Origin of the sequence: Massilia jejuensis, assembly GCF_042656795.1 — a bacterium.
GTDB lineage: Bacteria > Pseudomonadota > Gammaproteobacteria > Burkholderiales > Burkholderiaceae_D > Telluria > Telluria jejuensis.
In genome coordinates this window covers 25,984-50,557 of the sequence record NZ_JBHSMS010000040.1, presented here as the reverse complement: position 1 = coordinate 50,557, position 24,574 = coordinate 25,984, and the positions used below count along the sequence as shown (strand labels likewise).

Below are 24,574 nucleotides of genomic sequence, written 5' to 3'. Positions count from 1 at the left end.
CCGTGCGACCGGCATGGACGGAGTACTGTATAGTTTTAACTATTCGACAACTCGCACTGACAGGGACATCATGACGTCTTCCGTATTTTCGCGCTGGATCCGCCTGCTGGCGGCGGCCACACTGGCAGGGTCGCTGCTCTCGGGCTGCGGCTACAACGAATTCCAGACCAAGGACGAAGCCACCAAGGCGGCCTGGAGCGAAGTGGTCAACCAGTATCAGCGCCGCGCCGACCTCATTCCAAACCTGGTCAATACGGTCAAGGGCTATGCCTCGCACGAACGCGAGACGCTCGAAGCCGTCACCCGCGCGCGCGCCGCAGCGACCAGCTTTCAGATCACGCCGGAAGTGCTGAACAATCCGGAAGCCTTCAAGAAGTTCCAGGAAGTGCAAGGCGAACTGTCCGGCGCGCTCTCGCGCCTGATGGTCGTCTCCGAGAAATATCCTGAACTGAAGGCCGACACCAGTTTCCGCGACCTGCAGTCGCAACTCGAAGGCACCGAGAACCGCATCACCGTGGCGCGCCAGCGCTACATCGCGTCGGTACAGGACTATAACGTCCAGGTACGCAAGTTCCCGACCAACCTGACGGCGATGATGTTCGGCTACGAAGCCAAGCCTTCGTTCACGGTCGAGAACGAAAAAGCGATCTCGACCGCGCCAACGGTCAACTTCGGCAAATAGCGATGGCCGTGCTGCGTAGCTTGTGGCTGGTGGTGCTGGCTGTCCTCCTGGCCGGCCCGGCCCAGGCCCAGCTGAAACCGGTGCCGGCGCTGACCGGCCGCGTGGTCGACGAGGCCGGCATGCTCGACGCCAGCCAGCGCCAGCGCCTGGAAGCGGTGCTGGCCGAGCACGAGGCCAGGAGCGGCAACCAGATCGCGGTACTCCTGGTCAAGTCGACCGAGCCGGAGGCGATCGAACAATTCGGCATCCGCGTGACGGATGCCTGGAAGCTCGGGCGCAAGGGCGTCGACGACGGCGTGCTGCTGCTGGTCGCGCGCGACAACCCGGGCGCGCTACGGCGCCTGCGCATCGAGGCCGGACGCGGCGTGCAAGGCGTGCTGACGGATGCGCAGTCGAAGCGCGTCCTGCAAGACGTCATCGCACCGCACTTTCGTAAAAACCATTACTACGAGGGCCTGGTCGCGGGGGTGGGCGCAATCGCCGCCCTGCTGAACCGGGAACGATTTCCCGAGCCGGCGCAGCAGGTAGCGCCAGCCGACAGGAATGCAGGTTCAGGAGAAGGCGGTTTCGGCATGTTCGGTATCTTGGCGTTGATAATTGGTTTCATGCTGGTGCGCTCGATGTTCAAACCCCGCCGTTCGCGCCTGTCGCGCGGCGGCTGGAGCAGCGGCGCCACCGGATTCATCCTTGGTAATATCCTCGGCAATGCGGGACGCGGCGGTGGCGGCTTCGGCGGCTTTTCGGGCGGCGGCGGCTTCGGCGGCGGCGGTGGTTTTTCAGGCGGCGGCGGCAGCTTCGACGGCGGCGGCGCCTCGGGAGACTGGTAATGGCAGATCACATGACCCATGAATCGTTCGGACAACGTTTCAAGCGTGTAGTGCGCCACTGGAGCAGCAGCAAGGCCGATGCCCAGCGCGCCTTCCCGGAAAGCACCTTGGCGGCAGCGGCGCAGGCGATCACGGCGGGCGAACAGACCCACCGCGGCGAAGTGCGCTTCATCGTCGAAAAGTCGCTCCCGACCGACGAGGTCTGGGACGGCGTCACGAATCGCCAGCGCGCCCTCGCCTTGTTCGCCGACTACGGCGTCTGGGATACCGAAGACAATTGCGGCGTGCTCATCTATGTGAACCTGGCCGAGCACAAGGTCGACATCGTGGCCGACCGCGGCATCGACCGCAAGATCGACGAAGCCACCTGGCAAGCCATCTGCCGCACCATGACCGACGGCTTCAAGCGCGGCGACTTCCACGGCGCCACGCTGGCGGCCATCGAGCAGGTCAACGCCCTGCTGCGTACCCATTTCCCCGCCGAAGGGGTGCGTCCCAACGAGCTGCCCGACAAACCGATCATGCTGTAACGCAAGCGCACGCCAGCGCCGCCACCGACGCCTTGCCAGGCCCTGGCCGCAGCGATCGGCGCCCTGGCAGCCGCTCTTTCCTCATCGGTGCCTGTCCCGGGCTTCGGGCCTGCCGTTACAATGACGGCAACTGAACTTCGTGAAAGAGCGCCATGAAACTCGCCGACAAGATCGCCCTCGTTACCGGGGCCAGCCAGGGCATCGGCCTGGCCTGTGCCCAGCGCCTGGTGCGCGAAGGCGCGCGCGTGATGCTGGCCGACGTGCGGCCGGAAGTGGCGCACGCCGCCGCCGCACTGGGCGAGGCCGCCCGCTTCTTCTGCGCCGACGTCAGCCAGAAATCCGACGTCGACGCCCTGTTCGCCGCGACCATCGGGACCTTCGGCCGGGTCGATATCCTCGTCAACAATGCCGGCATCACCCATGCTGCCGACTTCCTCGACCTGCTGGAAGAAGACTTCGACCGCGTCCTGCGCGTCAACCTGAAATCGATGTTCCTGTGCAGCCAGGCCGCGGCGCGCGACATGGTCAGGCGCCGCAGCGGCGGCTGCATCATCAACATGTCGAGCGTGAACGCCGAGCTGGTGATTCCGAACCAGGTGCCCTACGTGATCTCGAAAGGCGGCGTCAACCAGCTCACGCGCGTGGCCGCCATCGGCCTGGCCCAGCACGGCATACGCGTCAACGCCATCGGCCCTGGCACGATCCTGACGGAACTGGCCAGGCAAGCCGTGCTCTCGAGCCCCGAAGCGCGCCACACGATCCTGTCGCGTACGCCCCTGGGCCGCTGCGGCGAGCCGGAAGAAGTGGCGTCGATCGCCGTTTTCCTTGCCAGCGACGACGCCTCCTATATCACGGGCCAGACGCTGTATGCCGACGGCGGACGCATGCCCCTGAACTATACGGTGCCGGTCAGGGAATGAAGAAGGAAGGATCAGGGAAGAACCAGGGAATAGCGGAAAATGATCGCGCAAGACACGGTGGCCGGTGCCATGCGCCCAGGCGAACTCAGCAATATTCACGGAACGCATGTCAGGTATCTGAATTTGCAATTAGACAAATATATCGCGGCGCAGCATAATTCACCTGTCTCCACTATTCTCCTCCAAGAAAATAGTTTTAAGCCCGCTCATGAAGCGGGCTTTTTTTTGTCCGTTGCGGTCCACGTCGGATGACATCTGCAGAGTCTCCTGCATGTGAAACGTTCGCTACATCTCTCGAAAGCTTGCGGTAGGTCATATCCATGTCACGATCGCTCTTTATACTCGATTCATCTGCAGTACACGCAACCGATATGCCTGATTGCAGACAAGTGTGTGACGCAGACGCGTTGCACACCCACCGAACAATGTCTCTTGGCCCGATCTTGGGTTGTGCCCATCAAATTTTCTGATGGGCATTTTTTTATATGCAAGCATGCGCATTGCATAAATGTGAACATTGACCTTGCAGCTTGGGCGCTTTTGACTATCATGTAGTCTCGTCTCAAGCCGGCATACGCAAGCAGGATCGCCAGCCAGATCCCAAGGCCGATGCCGCCATTCACCAGACAAAGGGAGCCGGACCGATGAATTTTCAAGTCTCCGAACAGCATACCGAACGCGCATGCGCCAGCCGACGACAGCATGAAGAGGCCGATTGCCTGGTCCTCAGCGAACTCAACCCGCTCGTCGTGGTCGACCACATTGACGATCAGCAAGCCGCAGTCAACCTCCTTACCTTCGGCAACGTGCGCGAAATCTGTCCCAAGTGCCGCCACAGCCACTTGCAACTCGTGCTGCGCCAGACCGCCGTGCGCATGGCCCACCTGTTCTGCGCCGAATGCGAAAGCTGCTTCGACGCCCGCTATCCCGACGGCGCCCCGGCGCTGAGCATCTGATCGTCCAGCCGCACTCCCTGCCGTGCCTGCGCACGGTTACCTGCCGTGGTATGGTTGCCGTTTTTTAATCTGGTCGACCATGCCGCATTTCCTGTCCTGCCTGTTGCTCGACCCGCGCCTGAACAGGCTGCGCTACAGCGCCGCGATCGCGCTCTTTCTCTCGATCGTCGTTGCCGGCTCGATACCCGGGGCGCGTGCCGACATCGGCCAGGTCGCGCCGGGCGTGGTCCTGCATTCGGTCGCCTATGCCGCCCTGGCCTTGCTGTGGTTCACCGCCAGCAGTGGCAATGCGTCCAGCCGCAGCCTCGCCACCGTGCTGGCCGTCGCGCTCATGGGCGGTATCGACGAAGCGGTGCAGAGCCTGTTCCCCTATCGCGGCGCCGATCTGCGCGACTGGATGGTCGACTGCGCCGCGGCGCTCGCCACCTGCGCGATCCTGGCGCTGATCCTGCCCAAGGCGGCCCTGCAACGCAGCTGAACTCGGCTCGCAATCATTTTCCCGCAGAGATCCCCGCTTGATCTGCCTCATGCCGCACACGAGTCAGCTGGAACGTCGTGCCCGTTTGCGCCTCTTACCGAAGTGGCAGACGACATCGTCACGCATACCCACTGACAAAATCAACGGAGGATCGATCATGAAACAACAACATCGGAGCGTGTTGCTGGCGGGCTTGCTGGCCATGGCCGTGGGCCTGTCGGGCTGCAAAGCCATGCGCGGCGGCGATGCCAGCGGCGATGCCGGCGGCTCGGCCAGCTGGGGCGGCGGCACCGGTTCGGGCACCACCGGCGGCACCACCAGCAGCGACCAGGCCGGCACCTCGGGCGCGAGCAGCACGGGCAGCACCACGCAAGGCAGCGCCACGGGCACCACGTCCGATACCGGCAGCGGCGCACAGGGCGCGTCCCAGGCGGGCAGCGCCACTGCCGCCAGCGCCAGCCCGAACGGCACGGTCGTCTCGATCGAACTGGTGCCACGTCCGGCCAGCGGCATCGGCGGCGCCGGTTCGGTCGGCGGGGCGGCGGTCGGCAGCAGCGGCACCGGCGCGACCGGCAGCTCGACGGCCTCGGACCGCGTCTACCGCGTCACCCTGCGCATGGACGACGGCAGCACCCAGGTCGTCACCCAGGAAACCACGCCGGACTTCCGCAGCGGCGACCGCGTCAACATCAGCGGCGGCACGATCCGGCGTTAAAGCCGGACATGCGCGGCCGGCCCAGGCGTCCCGTCACGGCGCATGGGCTGGACTGTCCGCCGGGCAATTTCCGCAACCTTAGCATGATCAAACCACCCGCTCGACCAGATAGCCGCGCTGGTGCGCCATGCTGGCCAGGCCGATGCCCTTGTGGTGCAGGGCGCCGCGCAGCCGTTGCTTGGTATCGGCCGGGATGTGCCGTGTGATGTCGTCGCCGGGCGCCGAGCGGCCGTGGCGCGCGAGTGCGCGCGTGAAATCGTCGCCGTCCCGCGTGGCTGGGTCGGCAGGCACGGCAACGGCAAGTCCATTCCGGTCACGGTGCGCTCCCGCCACCGGGGTATGCCGCGGTCCGGCCCGCCTCACGCGGGCGAGCGCGCCAACCGGGAAGCGGCGAGGTGCCGCTTGCGCCGGGTGTCCGCCGCCGTGTGCGGATTGCCCCGGCCTGTCCCATCGACGGGAATCAGGCCGGGTCGACGTCCTTCTCGTCCTCTTCCTTGCGGGGGTGCAGCTGGACGTTGCGCGTAGCCGCCGAGATCACTTCGAGCGGCAACTTCGGCGTGCGGTCCGCGTTTAGCAGGCCGTTGGCTTCCTGGAAGGTATCGGCGAACTGGGTGTAGCAAAAGCCGCTGAACATGAAGGTTTCATTGACCACCTTCAACAGCCCGCGGTACAGGTTGTGGAAGCCGTCGGCCGTGGTCGAGCGCGAATACCCCCAGGTGCCCTCTTCCGGCGTGCCGCGGGTGTCGTAGGCGATGCCGCCGAACTCGGTCAGCACGATCGGCTGGCCGCGGTGCGGGAAACCGTCCAGCGTCAGGATGCGCCCGCCCGGACGCCGCTGGTCGAACAGCGTGCGCACCGGATCGCTCACTTCATAGCGCGCCTTGACCTTTTCCGGATCGCAATCGTAGTCGTGGATGCCGAGAATATCCGTGGCCGACGCCTCCCAGCCGTCGTTGCCGATCACCGGCCGCGTCGCGTCGAGCGTGCGCGTCAGGTGGTACAGCGCCTCGACCGCGTTGCGATGCGCTTGCGTCAGTGTCAGGTTCGGCACGCCCCAGGATTCGTTGAACGCGACCCAGACGATGATGCAGGGATGGCTGTAGTCGCGGTCGATCGCTTCGGTCCACTCGCGCACCATGCGCGTGATCGCCTTCGGGCTGAAGCGGTAGGCCGAGGGCATCTCTTCCCACACCAGCAGGCCCAGCTTGTCGGCCCAGTACAGGTAGCGCGGGTCTTCGATCTTCTGGTGCTTGCGTACCCCGTTGAAGCCCATCTGCTTGGCCAGTTCGACGTCGCGTTTCAGGTGCTCGTCGGAGGGGCCGGTAAGGAAGGATTCGGGCCAGTAGCCCTGGTCGAGCACCAGGCGCAGCTGGTAAGGCCTGCCATTGAGCATCAGGCGGTCGCGGTTGATCGCAAACGCGCGCAGCGCCGTGTAAGACTTGATGCGGTCGACCACGCGGTCGCCGCAGCGCAGCGTCACCTCGGCATCGAGCAGGGTCGGACGCTCCGGGCTCCACAGCAATTCATTGCGTGAATCGTCGATGCCGGGGTCCGACAGCGCGATCTTGCGGTTCGCCTCGCCAGCCAGCAGCTTGTAATGATCGTCGGCCAGCAGGTGTGCGCCGTGCCAGATCTTGACCTCGATGAACATGTCGTCGCGGATTTCGCCGCCGGCGAAGACCTCGCAGCCGATCTCGAAGGTCTCGAAGATCGGCGTCCACTTCAGCTTCTGGATAAAGGTTTTTTCGACTTGCTCGACCCAGACGGTCTGCCAGATGCCGGTCGTGCGCGGATACCAGATCGAATGCGGCTCCAGCAACCAGTCCTGCTTGCCGCGCGGCTTGGCCAGGTCGGCCGGATCATCCTCCACATACACCGTCACCAGCTGCTTGCCGTCGGCCTTCATGGCCGAGGTGATGTCGGCCGAAAACGGGGTATGGCCGCCTTCGTGCTCGGCGACCAGCTGGCCGTTGACCCAGACGCGCGCGGAATAGTCGACCGCGCCGAAGTGCAGGATCGTGCGGCCCTCGTTCGGCATGACGGTGAACTCGCGCTCGTACCAGCAGACGCGGTGGAAACCGGTGTCACCGATGCCCGACATCTTGGTCTCGGGTGCGAACGGGACTTCGATTTCGTGGGTCCATTCGGTCACCTCGCCCGGCAGCTTGAAGCGCATCTCGTCGTCGAAACAGAAGCGCCACTTGCCGTTCAGGCTGATCCAGTTGTCGCGTACCAGTTGAGGACGTGGATATTCAAACTGACTCATTGTTTTCCTTTCGTTCAGTCGGAACCGGGATCAGGATGCGGCCCTGCCGCCCGTTCCTGTTGTATTCGTTGAGGGCGGCCTCGGCCGCCTGTTGCGCGTGACCCGCGCTGCACAGCGCCACGCACGCGCCGCCGAAACCGGCGCCGGTCAGGCGCGCGCCGACCACGCCCGGCTGCGCGCGCAGCAGCGCGCACAGCTCGTCGAGTTCGGGGATCGACACTTCGTAGTCGTCGCGCAGGCTGAAGTGCGACGCGTTCATCAGTTCGCCGAAGCGCGCGGCCGGCACGCCGCCGGTCGCCTCCAGCACACGCAGGTTTTCCCGCACCACGTGGCGGGCACGGCGTTTCAAGGGTTCCGGCAGGCTTTCCACCGAGTCCGGATCGGCGACATCGCGCAGCGCCTTCACGCCCAGGATGCGCGACGCTTCCTCGCACTCGGCGCGCCGCTCGTTGTACTTGCTGCCGGCCAGCTTGCGCGCAATGCCCGAGTCGATCACGATGATCTCGCTGCCCGCGGGCATGGGCGCGAGCCGGTGTTCGAGCGTGCGCGCATCGATGAACAGCATGTGCGACTCATCGGCCAGGCTCGAGGCCATCTGGTCCATGATGCCGCAGTTCACGCGCGCATATTCGATCTCGGCGCGCTGGGCGATGCGCGCCAGCTTGACGTCGTCGAGTTCGAAACCGAGCATCTGGCGCAGCGCGCGCAGCGTCGCCACTTCCAGCGCCGCGCTCGAGGACAGGCCCGACCCCACCGGCACGTCGGTCGCGACCCATATCCGCAGCGGCGGCACCTTCACGCCTTCGGCCTCGACCAGGCGGATGCAGCCTTCGATATAGCTGCCGAAGCCCGAGGGCGCGCTGGCCTCGGGTGCGAAGGTCACGTTCGCATCCAGGGTGCTCGAGTAGAAGTGGAAGTGGCCGTCGTTGCTGCGAGCCAGGGCCACCGTCGTGCGCTGCGGCGTGGCCACCGGCAGCATGAAACCGTCGTTGTAATCGGTATGCTCGCCCAGCAGGTTCACGCGTCCGGGTGCGGACGCATTGACCTCGGGCGCACCGCCGAAGAAGGAATCGGACGTCACCATCAGTTTGTCTCCAGCCAAAGGGGCCGCTGGCGGCCATGCACGCTCACGGCGGGCCAGCGCGGGTCCAGGGTGAGATTGTCCAGTCCCTGCGGGCCGAGGAGGAAGGTGTCCTCGATTTTCAGGCCCGCAAAGCTGGGGTTGAATGCGAAGGCCATGCCCTCTTCCAGTTCGGTCGCGGTGCTGGCGGTAGCGACGATCTCGCGCGCCAGGTAGCCGGTGATGCCGCCCTGGTGGTGCTCGTTGATCGCTTCCTGGCGATCGGCATGGTGATAGGCCGCCGCAAAGGCGTGGTACACGGCCGACAGCGATTTACCGGGCGTGACGGTGGCCAGGCCGGTGGCCTCGACTTCCATCAGCGCACCCTGTTCCTGTGGCGCGGGCCCGAAGCTGACGAAGCGCGTGAGGTTGGCATACAGGCCGTGGCGGCGCGCGCAGAATACGAGCATGGCGCGCGCGCCGATCGGCTCGTGCGACGGCGTCGGATGGCGGTAGAGGGGCATGCGCCGTTCGCCGGCGGCCAGCACCAGCGCCGGATGGATGCCGCGCCGCCAGAGCGCCGCGGCGCCGGCGCCGGCCAGCTGGTACTCGGTCCAGTCGGGACGCGCGGCATGCATGACCTCGGTCATCGCCTCGGCCGCTTCGCGGCCCAGCAGGCGGTAGCGCGCCTGCTCCGAGGCGGCCAGCACCAGGCGCCGCTGGCGCAAGCCGTTCGGCAGCGCCAGCTCCTGGCCGCGCGGGTGGTCCGACAGCACCCCGCCCTCGCCGGCCAAACCGAGCACATAACGCTCGCGCAGTTCGACCTGGGCCCAGGGCGTGACGTGGAAAGTGAAGCCGGCGGGCACTTCTTCGTCGCGCAGGCGCGCCGCCTCGATTTCGTCGGTCAGGATGACCGCTTCGTCGCGCGTCACCAGCACTTCGGCCACGCCCAGTTCCGCCGTATGCAGCACCGCGTTCGAGCCGCCGGCCGTGGCCCAGGCGAACCAGTCGACGCCGCGCAGGCGGATCGCCGCCGCGCCGGCCTGCTCGAGGCAGTCGCGCAGCAGGGCCAGCTTGGCCGCCACCTCGGCGGCGCGTTCGGGACCGCTCATGCGCCCTCCAGGGATACGTGCACGGCCTTGAGTTCGGCCGCCGTGTTCTCGGGCAGCACGTCCATCGCGAACATGCCGGCGCCCAGCTCGGTGCCGGCCAGGTATTTCAGGCGGTCGCGCGAGCGGTAAGGCGGATAGAACTGGGCGTGCAGCTGGGTTTCCGGATGCGCCGCGCCATCGGTGGGCGCCTGGTACCAGGCCATCAGGTAGGGGAAAGGCCGGTTCCACATCGCCTCGTACTTGAGCAGCACGGTCTTCAAGGCACGCGCCAGGCTCGTGCGCTGCGCATCGGACAACGAGGCGAAATCCTGGCAGGGCGCGCTCGGCAGCACCCACACCTCGTAGGGATAGCGCGCACAGGCCGGCACGAAGGCGATCGCGTGCTCGTCCTGGAACAGCACGCGGCTGCCGTCGGCCGCTTCGTTCCTGGCCATGTCGCACAGCAGGTTCGTGCCATGCTCGAGAAAATACTCGCGCTCCTGGGCCAGCATGCGCGCCGGCACCTGCGGCACGAACGGATACGCATAGATCTGGCCGTGCGGATGGTGCAGCGTCACGCCGACCTCCGCACCGCGGTTCTCGAACGGCAGCACGTACTCGATCTGCGGGTTGGCGCCGATGCGCCGCGTTCGGTCGCCCCAGACCTGCAGCAGCAGTTCGATGCGCGACAGCGGCAAGTGCACCAGCGCCGTGGTCGGGTCCTGCGTGAACACCACCACCTCGCAGTGGCCGTTGGCCGGCGCGGTCGGCACCGTCAAGTGCGGCGGCGAATGCGATTCGAGCGCCAGCGAAGGGAAGCGGTTGTCGAACACGGCGATCTCGTAGTCGCCCTGCGGCAGTTCGGTCGGGTTGGCCGGGTCGACGGTCACCGCCAGCGGGTTGTATTCCGGCGGCGGCAGGAAGGTCCGGTTCTGGCGGAATCCGGCATAGGTCACCCACTCGCCGCGCAGCGGATGCCAGCGCAGGTGCGGATTCGCATTCATCGGGTCGGGGAACGGGCTGGGCGCCACGAGGCCGTCCGGAATCGGCCGGTTGCTGTAGAGAGTCAGGTGTCGTCCGTCGGGCTTTGTCAATTCTTTACTGTGCATGGCATCGCTTTATGTCGGCAGATCACATACGCTCGCAGGCGATAGAAATCCCCTGCGTTCGCGGCTAGGGATGGATCCTAACATGGCGTTTACGCCACAGTTTCAGCCCGGAACGTATCTATTTTCCAACAGTTAATGCCTCAGCTGAGCAGCTGGCATGGCGGGAGGCCGCCAAGACCCCGCTCTCCTATGGAAACCCGCGTCGCGACGCATTCCAGCCAGGCAGTCCACCACTCTTTGTAGGTCTAAACCTACAAAACGCTTAGAATTTTTTACGGGGTTTGGCAAGACAAAACCTGACAAGCCCAACAGGATCGCCGACAGCGCGAACGACCTCTTCCGGCCTGTTGTGGTAGCAAAAGGAAACACCGGCCCGGGTGTGCCGGTATCGACGGGGCGATGCCTACTTCGCCAGTTCGGCCAGCACCGCCGTGTACATCTGCAGGTTCAGCAGCAACTGCCTGAGCGTGATGAATTCGTGCTCGGAGTGGCCCGTGTACACCTTGCCCGGCATGCCGGGGCCGAAGCCGACCGCGTTCGGGAACAGGCGCGAATTGGTGCCGCCGCCGATCGCCACCGGTTTCGGGTCCTTCATGCCCGTGAAGTAGGAGAACACGTTCATCAGGATCGGCAGCTGCGGCGCGTCCCTGCGCAGCCAGGGCTCGCCCATGCGCACCGTGACGTTCGCCAGCGCCAGGTTACGGCTTTGCCAGGCGGCGAGCGCCGTGTTCACCTCGCCCGTGAGCTGCTCGACGCTCTTGCCCTGCGGACGGCGCACATTGAGCGAGACCTCGATGCCTTCGTCCTTCTGGCGGATCACGGTCGGGGCCACGGTCATGCGGCCCATGAAGCTGTCGCGGTAGGCAATGTTCCCGAACCTTTCGCCATACAGGCCGGTGCCCACCATGTCGTTGAGATAGTTGACGGCGGCGCCGGCCGTCGTATTCGGCCAGGGCTGCACCGCCAGCGCATCGGCCAGCATGGCGACCGCGTTGACGCCGTCCTCGGGCTTGGACGAATGCGCCGAGACGCCGCGCGCGCGCACCTCCAGGTCCTGGCCCTTGCGCGCGAACTCGTAGCGCATGCCATCCTGCCGCGCGCCGCGCGCGCGCACCTGCGCCTCGATCGCGGCGCTCGCGTTGGCGACAGTCGCGCTGGCGTCTTCCGGAATCTGGCTGCCGAAAAAGCCGCCGGCAAAGGCGGCCAGGTAGGCCTCGCCCGCCGCCGGCACGGCCGCGCCGGCTGCCGGGAACGTCACGGCGATCGTGCCCGATGCCTTTTCGGCCACCACCGCCGGATACTCGGCGTCGAGCGTGATGTTCATCTGCGGCGGCTCGTGGGTTTTCAGGAAGTCGACCAGCGGCTGCCAGTTCGATTCCTCGCCCATGTACACGTACAGTTCGATGCGCTTCGAGAGTGGCACCTGCTGGTCCTTGAGCGCCTTCATCGCGTACAGCGCGGTGGCGATCGGGCCCTTGTCGTCCTCGGCGCCGCGCGCCAGGAGTTTGCCGGGCTCGCTCGTCTGGTCCAGTACGAAGGGCGACTTCTTCCACTTCGCCGGGTCGACCGGCTGCACGTCGCCATGGGTGACGATGCCGACGCGTTCTTCGCCTTTCCCCATCCCGACGATGAACACCCAGCCATGGTCGGCGAAGTCGAAACCGAGACGGGTTGCCTCGCTTTTCAGATAGTTCTTGAAGGCGATGTGCTGCGGGTTGCGGTCCGAGGGCAGGTTCGGATCGGCCACCGTGTTGTAGCTGACCAGGCCCGACAGGGTCTTGACCACCTCGAGGCGGTAAGCCGTGACCGCATACTTGGCGGCCTTGACGGCGGCCGGACCCGGGACGGCGGCGGCGCCCTGGACGGCGGCGCCGGCGTGCACGGCGGATGCCAGCAGCAGGCTGGCGAGGATGGCACGTTTCGTGGTCACGGATGTCTCCATTGCATAGGCGCAACGAGTCTAGCACAGCAGGCGACGCCCGGTTCGCCGCATTCCAGCGCATTTCCGGTATCGTGGCGGTCAACGGCAAGAACAAACGAGGACAACAACCATGAGCGACAAACTGGTGCGCCGGATCCATCCGGCCCTGCGCGACGACATCGGCGACCTGATCACCCAGCGGCCCCTGCCGAACGCCCACCTGGACCAGGTCGATCCCTTCCTGTTCCTGAACCACCACGGCCCGCAAACCTATCCGCCGCACAACCGCGGCCTGCCTTTCGGCCCGCATCCGCACCGCGGTTTCGAGACCGTCACCTTCATCCTCGCCGGCATGCTGACCCACAAGGACAGCGCCGGGCACGAGAGCATCATCCGCGCCGGCGGCGTGCAGTGGATGACGGCCGGCAGCGGCCTGATCCACGCCGAAATCTCGCCGCGCGAATTCCTCGACAAGGGCGGCCCGCTCGAGATCCTCCAGCTCTGGGTCAACCTGCCGCCGCACCTGAAGATGACCGCGCCCGCCTATACCGGCCTGCAGAAGGAAGACATCCCGGCGCTGGTGCTGGACGGGGGCCGCGTGACGATGCACCTGAGCGCGGGCGAGTGGGACGGCACCCGCGGGCCGGTGAACTCGCTCACCGGCGTCTTCATGAGCGCCGTCGAATTCAAGGCCGGCGGGCGCCTGCGCGTGCCCGGCCTGGCAGGGCGCAACGTCTTCCTGTACGTCGTGCGCGGCGCGCTGCAGGTCGGCGTGGCCGACGACCGCGTCGGCGCCTTCCACCTCGCCGAACTGGGCAGCGAGGGCGACGAGGTCGGGATGCGCGCGCTCGAAGACGCCGTGGTCCTGCTCGGCCACGCCGAACCGATCGGCGCGCCGATGGTCGCGCACGGCCCCTTCGTGATGAATTCGCGCGCCGAGATCGAACAGGCGATCCGCGACTACCAGGCCGGCAAGTTCGGCGCATCCATGTAGGCCGGCGCGCCCGCAGGCGTGGCGCCGTGTTTGCCATGCCTGCTTTAGAGTAGCCCGATCGACCACTTCGCGGAATCCGAGCATGCACACAGTTCCCCTTGCCGCCACCACGCGCGGCTATCCATCGTCCGGCTACACGGTCGAGAACATCCATGCCGGCGCGGTCGCCGTCGTGGACCGCGAAGGCCGCCTCCTGGCCTGGGCCGGCGACCCGCGGTACCAGACGTTTACGCGTTCGGCCCTGAAGCCTTTCCAGGCGCTGCCCTTCCTGCTGGACGACGGCCCGGCCGAATTCGGCCTGGCGCAAGAAGAACTGGCGCTGCTGTGCGCCAGCCATTCGGGCGAAGACAAGCACCTGGCCGGCGTGCGTTCGATCCTGGCCAAGATCGGCATGGATGCCGGCCGGCTCGAATGCGGCTGCGGCGCGCCGCTCTACTACGAGGCGAACAACCTGCCGCTGCCGCAGGACCAGGCCTGGACGCCGCTGCACCACAACTGCTCGGGCAAGCACAGCGGTTTTCTGGCCTGGTGCCGCCAGCATGGGGTGCCGACGGCCGGTTATGTGGAGTTCGACCATCCGCTCCAGCGTGCCGTGCGCGGCGCGCTGGCCGATGCCGTGCAGCTGCCCGAGTCCAGCCTGCCCGGCGGCATCGACGGCTGCTCGGCGCCGAACTATGCGCTGCCGCTGGCGAGCCTGGCGCACCTGTATGCGCGCCTGGCGCAGGGCACGACGGATGCGCGCCTCGGCCATGCGCTCGGTCCGCTGTTCGAGGCCATGACGCACCGGCCCGACATGGTCTCCGGCACCGAGCGCAGCGACCTGGTGTTCATGACCGCGGGCGGTGGCGACTGGGTCGCCAAGATCGGGGCGGACGCGGTGCAGGCGATCGGCATCCGCTCGGCCGGCATCGGCATCGCGATCAAGGTGGCGGACGGGAACAACCGCGGCCTGCACACGATCACCTATCACGTGCTCGATCAGCTGGGGCTGCTGGATGAAGGCAGGCGCGCGGCGCTCGAGCGGTTCAGGCAGCCGCAGATCAGGAATGCGCGCGGGACGGTCGCCGGGGACATCCGCTCCATGTTGACATTGCAGCGGGCGTGACGCCCGTCGCCCTCGGTCGCTGTGCGCATCGAAACGCCGGCCGGGGACGCTTATGAGAGCGCCTGACAAAACCTTCAGAGCAAGGCGCGGCGACGACGACAGTACGACTGTACGGCGTGGAGCTGCAACGCGGCTACGGAGGTCTTGTCAGGCGCTCTTTAATCGACCAGCCGCCTGAGCATTCCCGCCAGCGGCTCGAGCACTTCCTTGTCCTTCCAGTAGGCGTTATGCGACAACGGATTCCAGCTCTTGAGCATCCATCCCACCGCTCCCTGCCCGGCATTGATCGCCCGGTCCTCGACCAGCGTGCGGTAGCCGGAGGACAAGGGCTGCAGCGGCCAGCCCAGCACGTCGTCCGGATCGTACAGGTTCAGCCAGTGAAACAGGGGCGTGGGCGGCGCGATCGGCTTGATGTGCATTTCCTTGTGGGCGGCCACGAAGATCGGGATATTGCAGCCGGTCGTGACGAGGCCGGTGCAGGTGCCCGCCGCCAGGAAATGCCGTTCGCGCTCGCTCGGCAGGCGTCCCAGGGCAGATCGCGACCAGCCGTCGAAGTCGCGCCAGACGCCCGCCTCCACCCGTCCGCCGCCGAGCGCCTTCTGCGCGTCGTAGATGAAACTGGAGAGCACCTGGCAGCCCAGCGAATGCGCCAGGAAGACGACCGGCATGCCGGGATTGGCGGCGCAGGCGGCCAGCAGGGCACGGGCGATCTGGGCTTGCGCCAGTTCGTAGACCGAGCCGGGATCTTCCTTGCGGTTTTCCAGCCCGGCGGCGTCGGCAAAGCCGAACAGCATGAACTTGCGCAGCTCGTCGTAGTGCACCTTGCTGGCGCTGTCGACGCGCTCCCACACCGTCTGCTCGTTCTTTTGCAGGATGTCCTGGTAATACACGGAGTAGAAGGCCGCGCGCTCGCGCAACGCCGGGCCGAGCCGGATACGCATCTCGCCGAAGACGCCGGCCGCGTAGTCGCGCGGCGTCTGGCCCATTCCGTGAACCGTGATCAGTGCGACCTGGGGCATGGTGACCTCCATTAAATGTCAGAAACGCCCTCATCAATGAAGCAGATTCCTAACCCAAGCTTACCACCAGCCGCGCCGTCCCGCAGGCCGGGCACGCTCGCGAAACGCGCGCGCCACGGCTGCGCTTTTTTGTGGGAACGACGGCCGAGCTCTACGGGCGCGGCGCGCTGGCCGCCGCTTGCAGGATGCGCACCAGCTCCGCCATGTCGACCGGCTTGACCACGGCCCAGGAACCGGTGAAGGCTTGTCCCAGGGGCTGGCCGAAGACGGCCGGATGGCGTTCGCCGAGCAGCGCGGCGCAGGCGTCGTTGTAGACCAGGCGCCGTTCGCGGCCCCAGGCGGCGAACATCGGAAAGCCCGAGCCGAGCATCAGGTCGACGACGGCGCGCAGGCCCTCGGGCCAGTCGCTGGCGGGGGGCAAGGCGGCGCGCAGCAGTGCGCGTACGCCCTCGCCGCCGGTCTCCTTGGGTGTGGCGCGCCTGGCTGGATTTATTCACGGGATCATGCTATTTCGGCAAGTCGGGATCCGCCGATTATAGCGGCCGCAGCGGCGCCGAAGAAGTGCCCGGCCCGCTTTCCTGGCCAGGTCATGCAGGGGAATGAAGCGCATGCGCGGCGCATGGAAAACGCGCCGCGCCTGTCTTTTATCGGTCGACCGAGAAGCGCAGGCGCGACTCGGTCGCATAGACCTGGCCGGGACGCAGGATCGTGTTCGGGAAGCCCGGCTGGTTCGGCGAATCGGGGAAATGCTGCGGCTCCAGGCAAAAACCGCTGCGGTGCGCGTAGGTCCGCCCTTTGCCGGTCAGCGAGCCATCGAGGAAATTCCCGCTGTAGAACTGCACGCCCGGCTCCTGCGTAAACAGTTCGAGCACGCGACCCGACATCGGCTCGCGCACATGGGCCGCGCGCGTCATGCCCCCGGGCGCCGGCCGGTTCAGCACGAAGCAGTGGTCATAGCCGCTGCCGTGGGCGAGCTGTGCGTGCGCTTCATCGATGCGCGCGCCGATCGGGCGCGGGGTGCGGAAATCGAAGGGCGTGCCGGCTACCGGCGCCAGGCTGCCGAGCGGAACCAGGCCGGCGTCGATCGGTACGAAACTGTCCGCATCGATCGTCATGGCGTGGCCGAGGATATCGCCGCCGCCGGCCAGGTTGAAGTAACTGTGCTGGGTCAGGTTGACCGGCGTGGCGCGGTCGGTCACCGCCTCGAAACGCACCATGATCTCGTTGTCCGCCGTCAGCCGGTAGTGCACCGTGACGTCGAGCGTGCCCGGATAGCCCTGCTCGCCGTCGGCGCTGCGGTATTCCAGCACCAGCGTGTCGTGCTCGATGCGCGAGCGCCACAGCACGCGGTCGAACCCGGGCACGCCGCCGTGCAGGTGGTTCGCGCCGTTGTTGACCGGCAGCGTATAGGCCTGGCCGTCGAGCGTGAAGCGCCCGCCCGCGATGCGGTTGCCGTAGCGCCCGATCAAGGCGCCGAAATACGGGCTGTCGGCCAGGTAGGGCGCGAGCGTGTCGAAGCCGAGCGCCACGTCGGCGAACACGCCGTCGCGGTCGGGCACGTGGATCTCGGTGATGATGCCGCCGAAGTCCAGGATACGGACGATCATGCCGGCTGCGTTGGCAAGCGTAAACACGTTCACCTGGCTACCGTCGGGCAGCCGGGCGAAGGGAGATCGTTCGATTGCGGAATGCACCTTGTCCTGTCCTTTCGCGGGTCGTTGTCGGCACGATCCTAGCACGGGCGGGAAGCCGGGCCGCGCAGCCTTGCGCATGCGGCATCCCATGAATCGGACAATGGATGCGCCCGATGCCGGGCAGCCGCGCAAGGCCCCCCGCGCTCCCGGCGGTTGTTGGCGTCGGTCAGAAGGCGACCCACTCCGCTTCGTTCGGCGCGGCTTTCACCGCTTGCGGCGCGGCCGTCTTGCGCGGCGTTGCGGGCGCCGGCCTGGCCGGCCGGGCCAGCGCGGCGCGCGGCGCCGCAGGAACGGCGGGGCGCGGTGCCGGTGCGGCGGCGCCGCCGTCGGCCACCTTGAACACGCTGACGGCGTGCGTCAGGTTGACGGCCTGCTCCTGCATCGACGCCGATGCGGCGGCGGCTTCCTCGACCAGTGCGGCGTTCTGCTGGGTCACCTGGTCCATCTGGGCAATGGCTTCGTTAATCTGCTCGATGCCGGCCGTCTGCTCGACGCTGGCGGCGCTGATCTCGCTCATGATGTCGGTCACGCGGCGCACGCTCTCGACGATCTCCTGCATCGTCGCGCCGGCTTCGCCGACCAGCTTGCTGCCTTCCTGCACGGCCTGGGTCGAGTCCCCGATCAGGCCCTTGATCTCCTTGGCCGCCGCAGCCGAGCGCTGCGCCAGGTTGCGCACTTCGGACGCGACGACCGCGAAACCGCGTCCCTGCTCGCCGGCACGTGCCGCTTCGACCGCCGCATTGAGCGCCAGGATATTGGTCTGGAAGGCGATGCCGTCGATCACGCCGATGATGTCGGCGATCTTGCCGGCCGAGCTGTTGATCTGGTCCATGGTGCCGACCACGTCGCCGATCACCCGCCCGCCCCGCTCGGCCACCTGCGAAGCGGCATCGGCCAGCACGTTGGCCTGGCGCGCATTGTCGGCGTTCTGCTTCACCGTCGAGGTCAATTCTTCCATCGAAGACGCGGTCTCTTCGAGCGAGCCGGCCTGTTGCTCGGTACGGGCCGACAGGTCGAGGTTGCCGGCCGCCACTTCGTTGGTCGCGGTGGCGATCGTCTCGGTGCCGCTGCGTACCGTCACGACCGTGCGCACCAGGCTTTCGTTCATGGTCTTCAGGGCCTGCAGCAACTGGCCGGTTTCGTCGGTCGTCGTCACGTCGATGCGGCTGGTCAGGTCGCCGGCGGCGACGGTGTTGGCCACTTCCAGCGCTCGCGCCATCGGACGGGTGATCGAACGGGTATTCCACCAGGCGATGAAGGCGGCCAGCAACAGCGAGGCCAGGGCCATCGCCATCATCAGGGTGCGGGTCGACGCGAAGGTCGCTTGCGCCTCGCTTGCAGTCTTGCGCGCGATCTCGTCCTGCAGCGCCAGCTGTCCGCTGACCGCTTCCTTGAGCTCGCGGAGCAGCGGGCGCATCACCTCGCGGCTGTATTGGACCATCGCCGCCTGGTCGCCGCCTTCGATCAGCTTGAGCATGTGCTCCACCGACTTCATGTAGCCATCGAAGGAGGCGGTCATGCGATCCAGCAGCGCGCGCCCCTGTGGAGAAACCAGGTTCGTGCGCAGCTTGTCCAGGTTGTCCTGGGCCAGGCGGCGCGACGAGGCGATTTCCTGCACCTGTTTCTGGCGGTCGGCCGGATCGTCGATCAGGATCATGTTGCGCACCGCGATGGCGATGTCGTTCACTTCGGCCAGCACTGCGCTGGTGGCGACGATGTTCGGGACGCGACGGTTGGCCAGGTCGTCCGTTCCTTCGTTGACCTTGCCGAGCATGTGGATGCCGAAGAGCTGGATGGCGACCAGCAGGACGCACAGGGCACCGAAGCCGAGCGCGAGACGATGGGCGATTTTCAGGTTTGCGAGTTTCATGGGAAATAGTGAGATGGAGTTGCGGGCGGCGCCAGGACCAATAATTGCCGTAGAGAAAATATTTTACGGCCTGCACCGGCTAAACTCGATGGCCATTTGTTAACTTCGACGAAAAAACGCAAATTTGCTCGCCTTTTTGGTACAAACGCGACAGATTCGGAACGCCGACGATGTGGCCGGTGCCGCAGGCAGACAAGGCCCCGCTACATCGGGAACCCATGCCAGCAGCCGGCAATCCACCTCGCGCGAATGCCAGGGCCGGCAAGAGCCTGGTCGTCCCCCGGCCGATCGCGCCGCCGATCCCGGCTCCCGCTTGCCATGCAGCCTCACCCGCTTCCTGCGCCCCGCCGGGCCAGGTTCCTGGAAGCGCTCAACGCTTGACGCGCCCGAACGCATCGCCTTGCTTCCAGGTCGGCATCGCCCGCCCGTTGGCCACCGCATAGCCCAGGTTCAGCGTGAACTGGGCCTGCTGCACCATGCCCGATAGATCCCAGTTCGCGTGATAGGCGTCCGTCACCTGGTGGTAATCGCCCTTGAAGCCAATCATGGTGGCGCTGGAATGGGCCTGGTCGTGCTCGAACTCGAAGTGGCCGTCGCCCGAGAACACGGCCGAGCCGACGTTAAAGGCCGGCACCCCCGCCTTGGCGAAATTGAAGTGGTCGGCGCGGAAATAAGCGCCCGACAGATCCGGAATCGTCGGCGCCAGCTTGAGCCCCATCCGCTTCGCCACGCCCGCCGCCGTGCCGTACAGGCTGCTGCGTTCGGCGCCCGGCACGCCGATGTCTTTCGTGCGGCCGACGAAATTGAGGCTGTCGAGGTTCAGGTTGGCGGCCGTCTTCGCCAGCGGCACCACCGGCCTGGCCACGTAGGCGGCGCTGCCCAGCAAGCCCTGCTCTTCGGCGGCGGGCCACAGGAAGACCTGGGTGCGGCGCGCCGGTTGTTTCACGGCTTCGGCCGCCATCGCCAGCAGCGCGGCGCTGCCGGTGGCGTTGTCGACGGCGCCGTTGAAGATGCGGTCGCGCCCTTCCGGAATGTTCTGGTCGATGCCGAAGTGGTCCCAGTGCGCCGAATACACGACCGCCTGGTCCTTCAGCTTCGGATCGGTGCCGGGCACCAGGCCGACCACGTTGAAATCCTCGACCTGGCGGATCGCGGACTTGAGTTCGACGCGCGTGCCCGTCTTCAGGTCGACCGGGGTGAAGTCGCGCCGTTCGGCCTGCGCGCGCAGCTTGTCGAGATCGAAGCCGGCGGCCGCGAACAGTCCGCGCGCCATGTCTTCGTGCAGCCAGCCTTCGATGCGGTTGCCCGGACCGGCCAGGTGGAAACGCTCGTGCGAGAAGCCGTTCGCCGGCACGCCCCAGGCGTACGAGGCCGACGGCGTCGTGTGGATCAGGAGCGCGCCGGCCGCGCCGCGGCGCACGGCTTCCTCGAATTTGTACAGCCAGCGGCCGTACCAGGTATAGGCCTTGCCGGCGAAGCGGTTCGGTTCCTCGGCCGTCGGCTGCGGGTCGTTGACCATCATGACCAGGATCTTGCCCTTGACGTCGACGCCCTTGTAGTCATCCCATTTTTCTTCCGGCGCATCGATGCCGTAGCCGACGAAGACCAGGGGCGCGTCGAAGGACAGGCTGGTTTGTCCGCTGCCGGTGCCGAAGACGATGTCGCGGCCGGCTTTCGGTGCGATGCGCCTGGCGCCGGCCTGGAAGACGACTTCGCTGCCGGGCAGCAGGCGGCTGCCCTGGATGCGGACCGGCTGGCGGTAGGCGCCGTCGGCCATGGGTGTCAGGCCGATCGCGGCGGCCTGGGTTTCCAGGTAGCGCACCGTCAGCGCGCCGCCGCGCTGGCCGGTGCCGCGGCCTTCGAGCAAGTCGTCGGCCAGGAAGGACAAGTGCGCGCGCAGCGCCGCCTCGGAGACGGCGGGCGCTCCCTGGGCGCAGGCGTGGCTGGAAAAACTGAAGGCGGCGCAAACAGCCGCGAAGGTCGTGGAGCGAAGGCGCATCGGTGCTGGTCGTGGGCGGGTGGAAGATGCGCACCATGGTAACCCAGCCGGCACCCGGCACGGACCGCTCCGGCCTGTTGCGTTCGCCACGCACGGCCTGCCATCGAGGAATATTCCGTTGACAATTTAATTTCCTGACCCTACTATTCTCACAGATCGAATGGAAACGTTTCCATAATTTCCAGGAACGGCGATTGCGAGGCGGCAGGTCAGCCGGCCGGCCATGGAAACCCGGCGCTGCGCGGCTGACGATCACACCTATAAGAACGAGGAGAAGACATGCACTACCCTGTGGCAAAGCAAAAGATCATCAGCCTGGCTGTCGCCGCCGCTTGCGCGGCCTATCTCGCGCCGGCCGGCGCGCAGCAAGCGGACGCACCGGCGACGTCGAGCGCCGGTGCGCCCGTCGCCGCGGACGTCGCGGACGCTGCGGGCCAGCCGCAAGTGGTCGTCGTCAAGGGCCTGCGCCAGAGCATGGCCTCGTCGCTGAACCTCAAGCGCAATGCCGACGGTTTCGTGGACGGCATCGTCGCCGAGGACATCGGCAAGTTCCCCGACACCAACCTGGCCGAATCGCTGCAGCGCATCAGCGGCGTGTCGATCGACCGCGAGATCGGCGAAGGCTCGAAGGTCACCGTGCGCGGCGTCGGTCCCGATTTCAACATGGTGCTGCTCAACGGGCGCCAGATGCCGACCTCGAACCTGGGCGACCGCAACGGCCGCGCCTTCGATTTCGCCAACATCGCCTCCGAAGGCATTTCCCAGATCCAGGTCTACAAGTCGGCGCGCGCCGATACCCCGACCGGCGGCATCGGCGCCACGCTCAACGTCATGACGGCGCGTCCGCTCGAGCGCAACGGCAAGCAGGCCAGCATCGGCGTCAAGGGCGTGCATGACACGTCGGCCGGCAACCTGCCGGCCGACGTCAAGCGCGGCGACAAGCTCACGCCCGAGGTCTCCGGCATCTACAGCACCACCATGGCCGACGGCACCTTCGGCGTCGCCATCAGCGGCAGCTACCAGGAACGCAACCTGGGCTTCAACCAGGCATCGGTGTCGAACGGCTGGCGCGGCCCGTTCCGCGGCGACGAAAACAACTGGGGCACGATTCCCCAGCCGGGCACGCCATCGGGCGACAGCATCGTCAACCGTCCCGCCGGCGCCACCCTGTACCAGGTGCCGCAGAACCTGAATTATGCGATGAGCGGCGTGCAGCGCCAGCGCACCAACGGCCAGCTGACCTTGCAATATGCGCCGAGCAAGGCGCTCACCACGACGCTCGACTACACCTATTCCGAGAACAAGATCCAGACCCGCCGCCAGGACCTGTCGGCCTGGTTCAACTTCGGCGATTCGACCAGCGCCTGGGCCAATCCGAGCGGCGGCATCGCCGCGCCGCTGGTCTACACCGAATTCATCAATCCCGCGGTCAGCGACATCGCCATGGGCGGCGCCGACTTCGCCACCCGCACGCAAAACAAGTCGCTCGGCTTGAACGCGGTGTGGAAGCCGACCCCGGGCCTGCGCCTGGAACTCGACGCCCACAAGTCGAGCGCCGAATCGGCCCCCGACAGCCCGTTCGGCTCCTCGAACGTGCTGGGCACGGCGAGCTTCAGCCGCGGCACCACGACCGCCGACTTCTCGAAGGACTTCCCGGTTTTGAGCATCCAGGGCGCCGACTTCGCGCGCGCGCCGCAGCAGGTGACGGGCTCGGTGTTCCAGAACGGCTACATGAAAGGCGACATCGAGCAGACCCAGGTCAAGGGTAGCCAGAAACTGTTCGAGGCCTCGACCCTGAACTTCGGCCTGGCGCTGACGAAAGCGGAAAACCGCTCGGCGTTTTCGAACCAGCAGCGCGATACCTGGGGCGGGGCCACCAAGCCGGCCGATTACCCGGCCAGCGTCTTCCACCAGGAGACGCTGCGCCAGTACTTCGACAAGCTCGACGGCAGCGACAATCCTAACCTGTTCAACACCTTCTATACCTTCGACTTCAACCAGGTGCGCGAACTGGCGGCCAGGGCCTCCGGGCAGCCCGACCTGTACCTGCCGAAGAAGACCTTCGACACCGACCAGCGCACGCGCGAAAAGTCCAAGAGCCTGTACGTGCAGTTCAATACCGACTGGGACACGGCGCTGCCGATCCACACCGGCGTCGGCGTGCGCTACGAGAAGACCGACGTCGTCTCGACGGCCCTGGTCCCGACCGCGACCGGCATTTCCTGGGGTTCGCAGAACGAACTGTCGGTCCTGTTCGGGCCGGCCAGCTTCACCACGCTGACCGGCAAGTACGATTACTTCCTGCCGACCTTCGACGCCGACGTCGACCTGCGCCCGGACATGAAGGTACGCTTCGCCTACGGCCAGACCATCGGCCGTCCACGCTACGACCAGATCGCCGGCGGCCAGGTCCTCGACCAGCTGGCGCGCACCAACGGCGGTACCGGCTCGCAGGGCAATCCCGGCCTGCTGCCGGTCAAGTCGAAGAACATCGACCTCTCCTGGGAGTGGTATTACGGCAAGCAGAACTTCGTTTCGGTCGGCTACTTCCGCAAGGACCTGGAAAACTATGCCGGCCAGTCGAAGGTGACGGCCCAGCCATTCAACCTGCACACGCCGATCGGCGGCGCGTTCTGGAACGAGGCCATCGCGCGCGGTTGCCCGACGGCCGACACGACCTGCATCCGCAACTACATCTTCCGCAACAAGGCCGGCCAGCCGGGCGTGGTGCGCAAGGCCGACGACGCCCTGGGCAACGCTACCGGCGACATCATCGGCCAGCCCGCCGATCCGGTCGCCAACTTCGAGATCACCACCTTCTCGAACCAGAAGAGCGCCAAGCTCGACGGCCTCGAGTTCAACGTCCAGCACATGTTCGGCAACAGCGGCTTCGGCGTGTCGGCCAACTACACCTATGTCGATTCGGGCCTGAAGTTTGACAACACCGGCCTGAAGGAACAGTTCGCCCTGGTCGGCCTGTCCGACTCGGCCAACCTGGTCGGTATCTTCGAGAACGCCAAGTGGTCGGTGCGCGCCGCCTACAACTGGCGCGACAAGTTCCTCTCGGGTACCTTCGACGGCTCGGGACCGAATCCGAACTACACCGAAGCGTACGCCCAGCTGGACCTGAGCATCGGCTACAACGTCGACGACCGCCTGAGCCTGCAGTTCGAGGCGATCAACGTCACCGACGAAACCATGCGCAGCCACGGCCGCACCAAGAACCAGGCCTTGTACGTAACCCAGTCGGGGCCGCGCTACATGCTCGGCGCGCGCTACAAGTTCTGATGGCAGGCAGGCGCGCCTGAAGCGGGGCCGCGGCGCTGCCGCGGCCTTTC

The 24,574-nt window shown here is 66.4% G+C and carries 22 protein-coding genes; 11 read left to right on the top strand and 11 right to left on the bottom strand.

Going from position 1 to position 24,574, the window contains the following annotated elements; translation table 11 throughout:
- Nucleotides 1-70: 70 nt before the first annotated feature.
- From ACFPOU_RS13300 to ACFPOU_RS13265, 8 genes are all read left to right on the top strand, one after another.
- Nucleotides 71-682 carry a LemA family protein gene (locus tag ACFPOU_RS13300; RefSeq protein WP_379721970.1) on the top strand — a complete coding sequence of 204 codons (612 nt, stop codon included), beginning with the start codon at nt 71-73 and terminating at the stop codon, nt 680-682.
- A gap of 2 nt (nt 683-684) precedes the next feature.
- Complete coding sequence (locus ACFPOU_RS13295; protein WP_379721968.1) at nt 685-1,509, top strand: TPM domain-containing protein; 825 nt, start codon at nt 685-687, stop codon at nt 1,507-1,509.
- Nucleotides 1,509-2,039, top strand: coding sequence for a TPM domain-containing protein (locus tag ACFPOU_RS13290; protein WP_379721966.1), 531 nt, complete (start codon nt 1,509-1,511; stop codon nt 2,037-2,039). Before ACFPOU_RS13295 ends, ACFPOU_RS13290 begins: the two co-directional genes overlap by 1 nt.
- A 152-nt stretch (nt 2,040-2,191) precedes the next feature.
- Entirely contained in the window at nt 2,192-2,959 is a 768-nt protein-coding gene (locus ACFPOU_RS13285) for an SDR family NAD(P)-dependent oxidoreductase (RefSeq protein ID WP_379721964.1), read from the top strand.
- A 39-nt stretch (nt 2,960-2,998) separates the two neighbouring features.
- Nucleotides 2,999-3,211, top strand: coding sequence for a hypothetical protein (locus ACFPOU_RS13280; protein WP_379721962.1), 213 nt, complete (start codon nt 2,999-3,001; stop codon nt 3,209-3,211).
- 278 nt (nt 3,212-3,489) lie between these two features.
- A complete protein-coding gene (locus ACFPOU_RS13275) occupies nt 3,490-3,915 on the top strand; it encodes a hypothetical protein (RefSeq protein WP_379721960.1) in 426 nt (141 codons plus the stop codon).
- A 79-nt stretch (nt 3,916-3,994) separates the two neighbouring features.
- Nucleotides 3,995-4,393, top strand: coding sequence for a VanZ family protein (locus ACFPOU_RS13270; RefSeq protein WP_379721958.1), 399 nt, complete (start codon nt 3,995-3,997; stop codon nt 4,391-4,393).
- Between the two features lie 157 nt (nt 4,394-4,550).
- Nucleotides 4,551-5,108, top strand: coding sequence for a hypothetical protein (locus ACFPOU_RS13265; protein ID WP_379721956.1), 558 nt, complete (start codon nt 4,551-4,553; stop codon nt 5,106-5,108).
- An 87-nt stretch (nt 5,109-5,195) separates the two neighbouring features.
- Here ACFPOU_RS13265 and ACFPOU_RS13260 read toward each other — a convergent pair whose 3' ends face one another.
- The 6 genes from ACFPOU_RS13260 to ACFPOU_RS13235 all read right to left on the bottom strand — a co-directional run bounded on the left by ACFPOU_RS13260 (nt 5,196) and on the right by ACFPOU_RS13235 (nt 12,564).
- Entirely contained in the window at nt 5,196-5,399 is a 204-nt protein-coding gene (locus tag ACFPOU_RS13260; RefSeq protein ID WP_379721954.1) for a hypothetical protein, read from the bottom strand.
- Nucleotides 5,400-5,568: 169 nt separating this feature from the next.
- A complete protein-coding gene (locus ACFPOU_RS13255; protein ID WP_379721952.1) occupies nt 5,569-7,374 on the bottom strand; it encodes a glycoside hydrolase family 2 protein in 1,806 nt (601 codons plus the stop codon).
- Nucleotides 7,361-8,458 carry a galactokinase gene (gene galK, locus ACFPOU_RS13250; protein WP_379721950.1) on the bottom strand — a complete coding sequence of 366 codons (1,098 nt, stop codon included), beginning with the start codon at nt 8,456-8,458 and terminating at the stop codon, nt 7,361-7,363. The genes ACFPOU_RS13255 and galK overlap by 14 nt, the downstream gene beginning before the upstream one ends.
- Nucleotides 8,458-9,546: a M24 family metallopeptidase gene (locus ACFPOU_RS13245; protein ID WP_379721948.1), complete on the bottom strand. Its 1,089-nt coding sequence runs from the start codon at nt 9,544-9,546 to the stop codon at nt 8,458-8,460. Before ACFPOU_RS13245 ends, galK begins: the two co-directional genes overlap by 1 nt.
- Nucleotides 9,543-10,634, bottom strand: coding sequence for a galactose-1-phosphate uridylyltransferase (galT, locus tag ACFPOU_RS13240; protein ID WP_379721946.1), 1,092 nt, complete (start codon nt 10,632-10,634; stop codon nt 9,543-9,545). Before galT ends, ACFPOU_RS13245 begins: the two co-directional genes overlap by 4 nt.
- A 403-nt stretch (nt 10,635-11,037) precedes the next feature.
- Nucleotides 11,038-12,564: a dipeptidase gene (locus tag ACFPOU_RS13235; protein WP_379721944.1), complete on the bottom strand. Its 1,527-nt coding sequence runs from the start codon at nt 12,562-12,564 to the stop codon at nt 11,038-11,040.
- 121 nt (nt 12,565-12,685) lie between these two features.
- Between ACFPOU_RS13235 and ACFPOU_RS13230 the strand changes: the two genes are divergently transcribed.
- Both ACFPOU_RS13230 and ACFPOU_RS13225 read left to right on the top strand, forming a co-directional pair.
- On the top strand, nt 12,686-13,549 hold the full coding sequence (locus tag ACFPOU_RS13230; protein WP_379721942.1) for a pirin family protein: 864 nt from the start codon (nt 12,686-12,688) through the stop codon (nt 13,547-13,549).
- Nucleotides 13,550-13,631: 82 nt separating this feature from the next.
- Nucleotides 13,632-14,654: an asparaginase gene (locus ACFPOU_RS13225; RefSeq protein WP_379721940.1), complete on the top strand. Its 1,023-nt coding sequence runs from the start codon at nt 13,632-13,634 to the stop codon at nt 14,652-14,654.
- A gap of 158 nt (nt 14,655-14,812) precedes the next feature.
- Here the strand turns inward: ACFPOU_RS13225 and ACFPOU_RS13220 are convergent, their stop codons facing one another.
- From ACFPOU_RS13220 to ACFPOU_RS13200, 5 genes are all read right to left on the bottom strand, one after another.
- Nucleotides 14,813-15,673: a hypothetical protein gene (locus tag ACFPOU_RS13220; protein ID WP_379721938.1), complete on the bottom strand. Its 861-nt coding sequence runs from the start codon at nt 15,671-15,673 to the stop codon at nt 14,813-14,815.
- A gap of 151 nt (nt 15,674-15,824) precedes the next feature.
- Nucleotides 15,825-16,094, bottom strand: coding sequence for a hypothetical protein (locus tag ACFPOU_RS13215; protein WP_379721936.1), 270 nt, complete (start codon nt 16,092-16,094; stop codon nt 15,825-15,827).
- A gap of 223 nt (nt 16,095-16,317) precedes the next feature.
- Entirely contained in the window at nt 16,318-17,367 is a 1,050-nt protein-coding gene (locus ACFPOU_RS13210; protein ID WP_379721934.1) for an aldose epimerase family protein, read from the bottom strand.
- Nucleotides 17,368-17,533: 166 nt separating this feature from the next.
- Nucleotides 17,534-19,237, bottom strand: coding sequence for a methyl-accepting chemotaxis protein (locus tag ACFPOU_RS13205; protein WP_379721932.1), 1,704 nt, complete (start codon nt 19,235-19,237; stop codon nt 17,534-17,536).
- Between the two features lie 370 nt (nt 19,238-19,607).
- On the bottom strand, nt 19,608-21,236 hold the full coding sequence (locus ACFPOU_RS13200) for a M28 family peptidase (RefSeq protein WP_379721930.1): 1,629 nt from the start codon (nt 21,234-21,236) through the stop codon (nt 19,608-19,610).
- 279 nt (nt 21,237-21,515) lie between these two features.
- Between ACFPOU_RS13200 and ACFPOU_RS13195 the strand changes: the two genes are divergently transcribed.
- A complete protein-coding gene (locus ACFPOU_RS13195) occupies nt 21,516-24,524 on the top strand; it encodes a TonB-dependent receptor (RefSeq protein WP_379721928.1) in 3,009 nt (1,002 codons plus the stop codon).
- Nucleotides 24,525-24,574: the final 50 nt, after the last annotated feature.

Coding starts and splice junctions, on each gene's coding strand:
- ACFPOU_RS13300 (WP_379721970.1), top strand. CDS start 71: ATGACGTCTTCCGTATTTTCGCGCTGGATCCGCCTGCTGGCGGCGGCC.
- ACFPOU_RS13295 (WP_379721968.1), top strand. CDS start 685: ATGGCCGTGCTGCGTAGCTTGTGGCTGGTGGTGCTGGCTGTCCTCCTG.
- ACFPOU_RS13290 (WP_379721966.1), top strand. CDS start 1,509: ATGGCAGATCACATGACCCATGAATCGTTCGGACAACGTTTCAAGCGT.
- ACFPOU_RS13285 (WP_379721964.1), top strand. CDS start 2,192: ATGAAACTCGCCGACAAGATCGCCCTCGTTACCGGGGCCAGCCAGGGC.
- ACFPOU_RS13280 (WP_379721962.1), top strand. CDS start 2,999: ATGATCGCGCAAGACACGGTGGCCGGTGCCATGCGCCCAGGCGAACTC.
- ACFPOU_RS13270 (WP_379721958.1), top strand. CDS start 3,995: ATGCCGCATTTCCTGTCCTGCCTGTTGCTCGACCCGCGCCTGAACAGG.
- ACFPOU_RS13265 (WP_379721956.1), top strand. CDS start 4,551: ATGAAACAACAACATCGGAGCGTGTTGCTGGCGGGCTTGCTGGCCATG.
- ACFPOU_RS13255 (WP_379721952.1), bottom strand. CDS start 7,374: ATGAGTCAGTTTGAATATCCACGTCCTCAACTGGTACGCGACAACTGG.
- galK (WP_379721950.1), bottom strand. CDS start 8,458: ATGGTGACGTCCGATTCCTTCTTCGGCGGTGCGCCCGAGGTCAATGCG.
- ACFPOU_RS13245 (WP_379721948.1), bottom strand. CDS start 9,546: ATGAGCGGTCCCGAACGCGCCGCCGAGGTGGCGGCCAAGCTGGCCCTG.
- galT (WP_379721946.1), bottom strand. CDS start 10,634: ATGCACAGTAAAGAATTGACAAAGCCCGACGGACGACACCTGACTCTC.
- ACFPOU_RS13230 (WP_379721942.1), top strand. CDS start 12,686: ATGAGCGACAAACTGGTGCGCCGGATCCATCCGGCCCTGCGCGACGAC.
- ACFPOU_RS13225 (WP_379721940.1), top strand. CDS start 13,632: ATGCACACAGTTCCCCTTGCCGCCACCACGCGCGGCTATCCATCGTCC.
- ACFPOU_RS13220 (WP_379721938.1), bottom strand. CDS start 15,673: ATGCCCCAGGTCGCACTGATCACGGTTCACGGAATGGGCCAGACGCCG.
- ACFPOU_RS13205 (WP_379721932.1), bottom strand. CDS start 19,237: ATGAAACTCGCAAACCTGAAAATCGCCCATCGTCTCGCGCTCGGCTTC.
- ACFPOU_RS13200 (WP_379721930.1), bottom strand. CDS start 21,236: ATGCGCCTTCGCTCCACGACCTTCGCGGCTGTTTGCGCCGCCTTCAGT.
- ACFPOU_RS13195 (WP_379721928.1), top strand. CDS start 21,516: ATGCACTACCCTGTGGCAAAGCAAAAGATCATCAGCCTGGCTGTCGCC.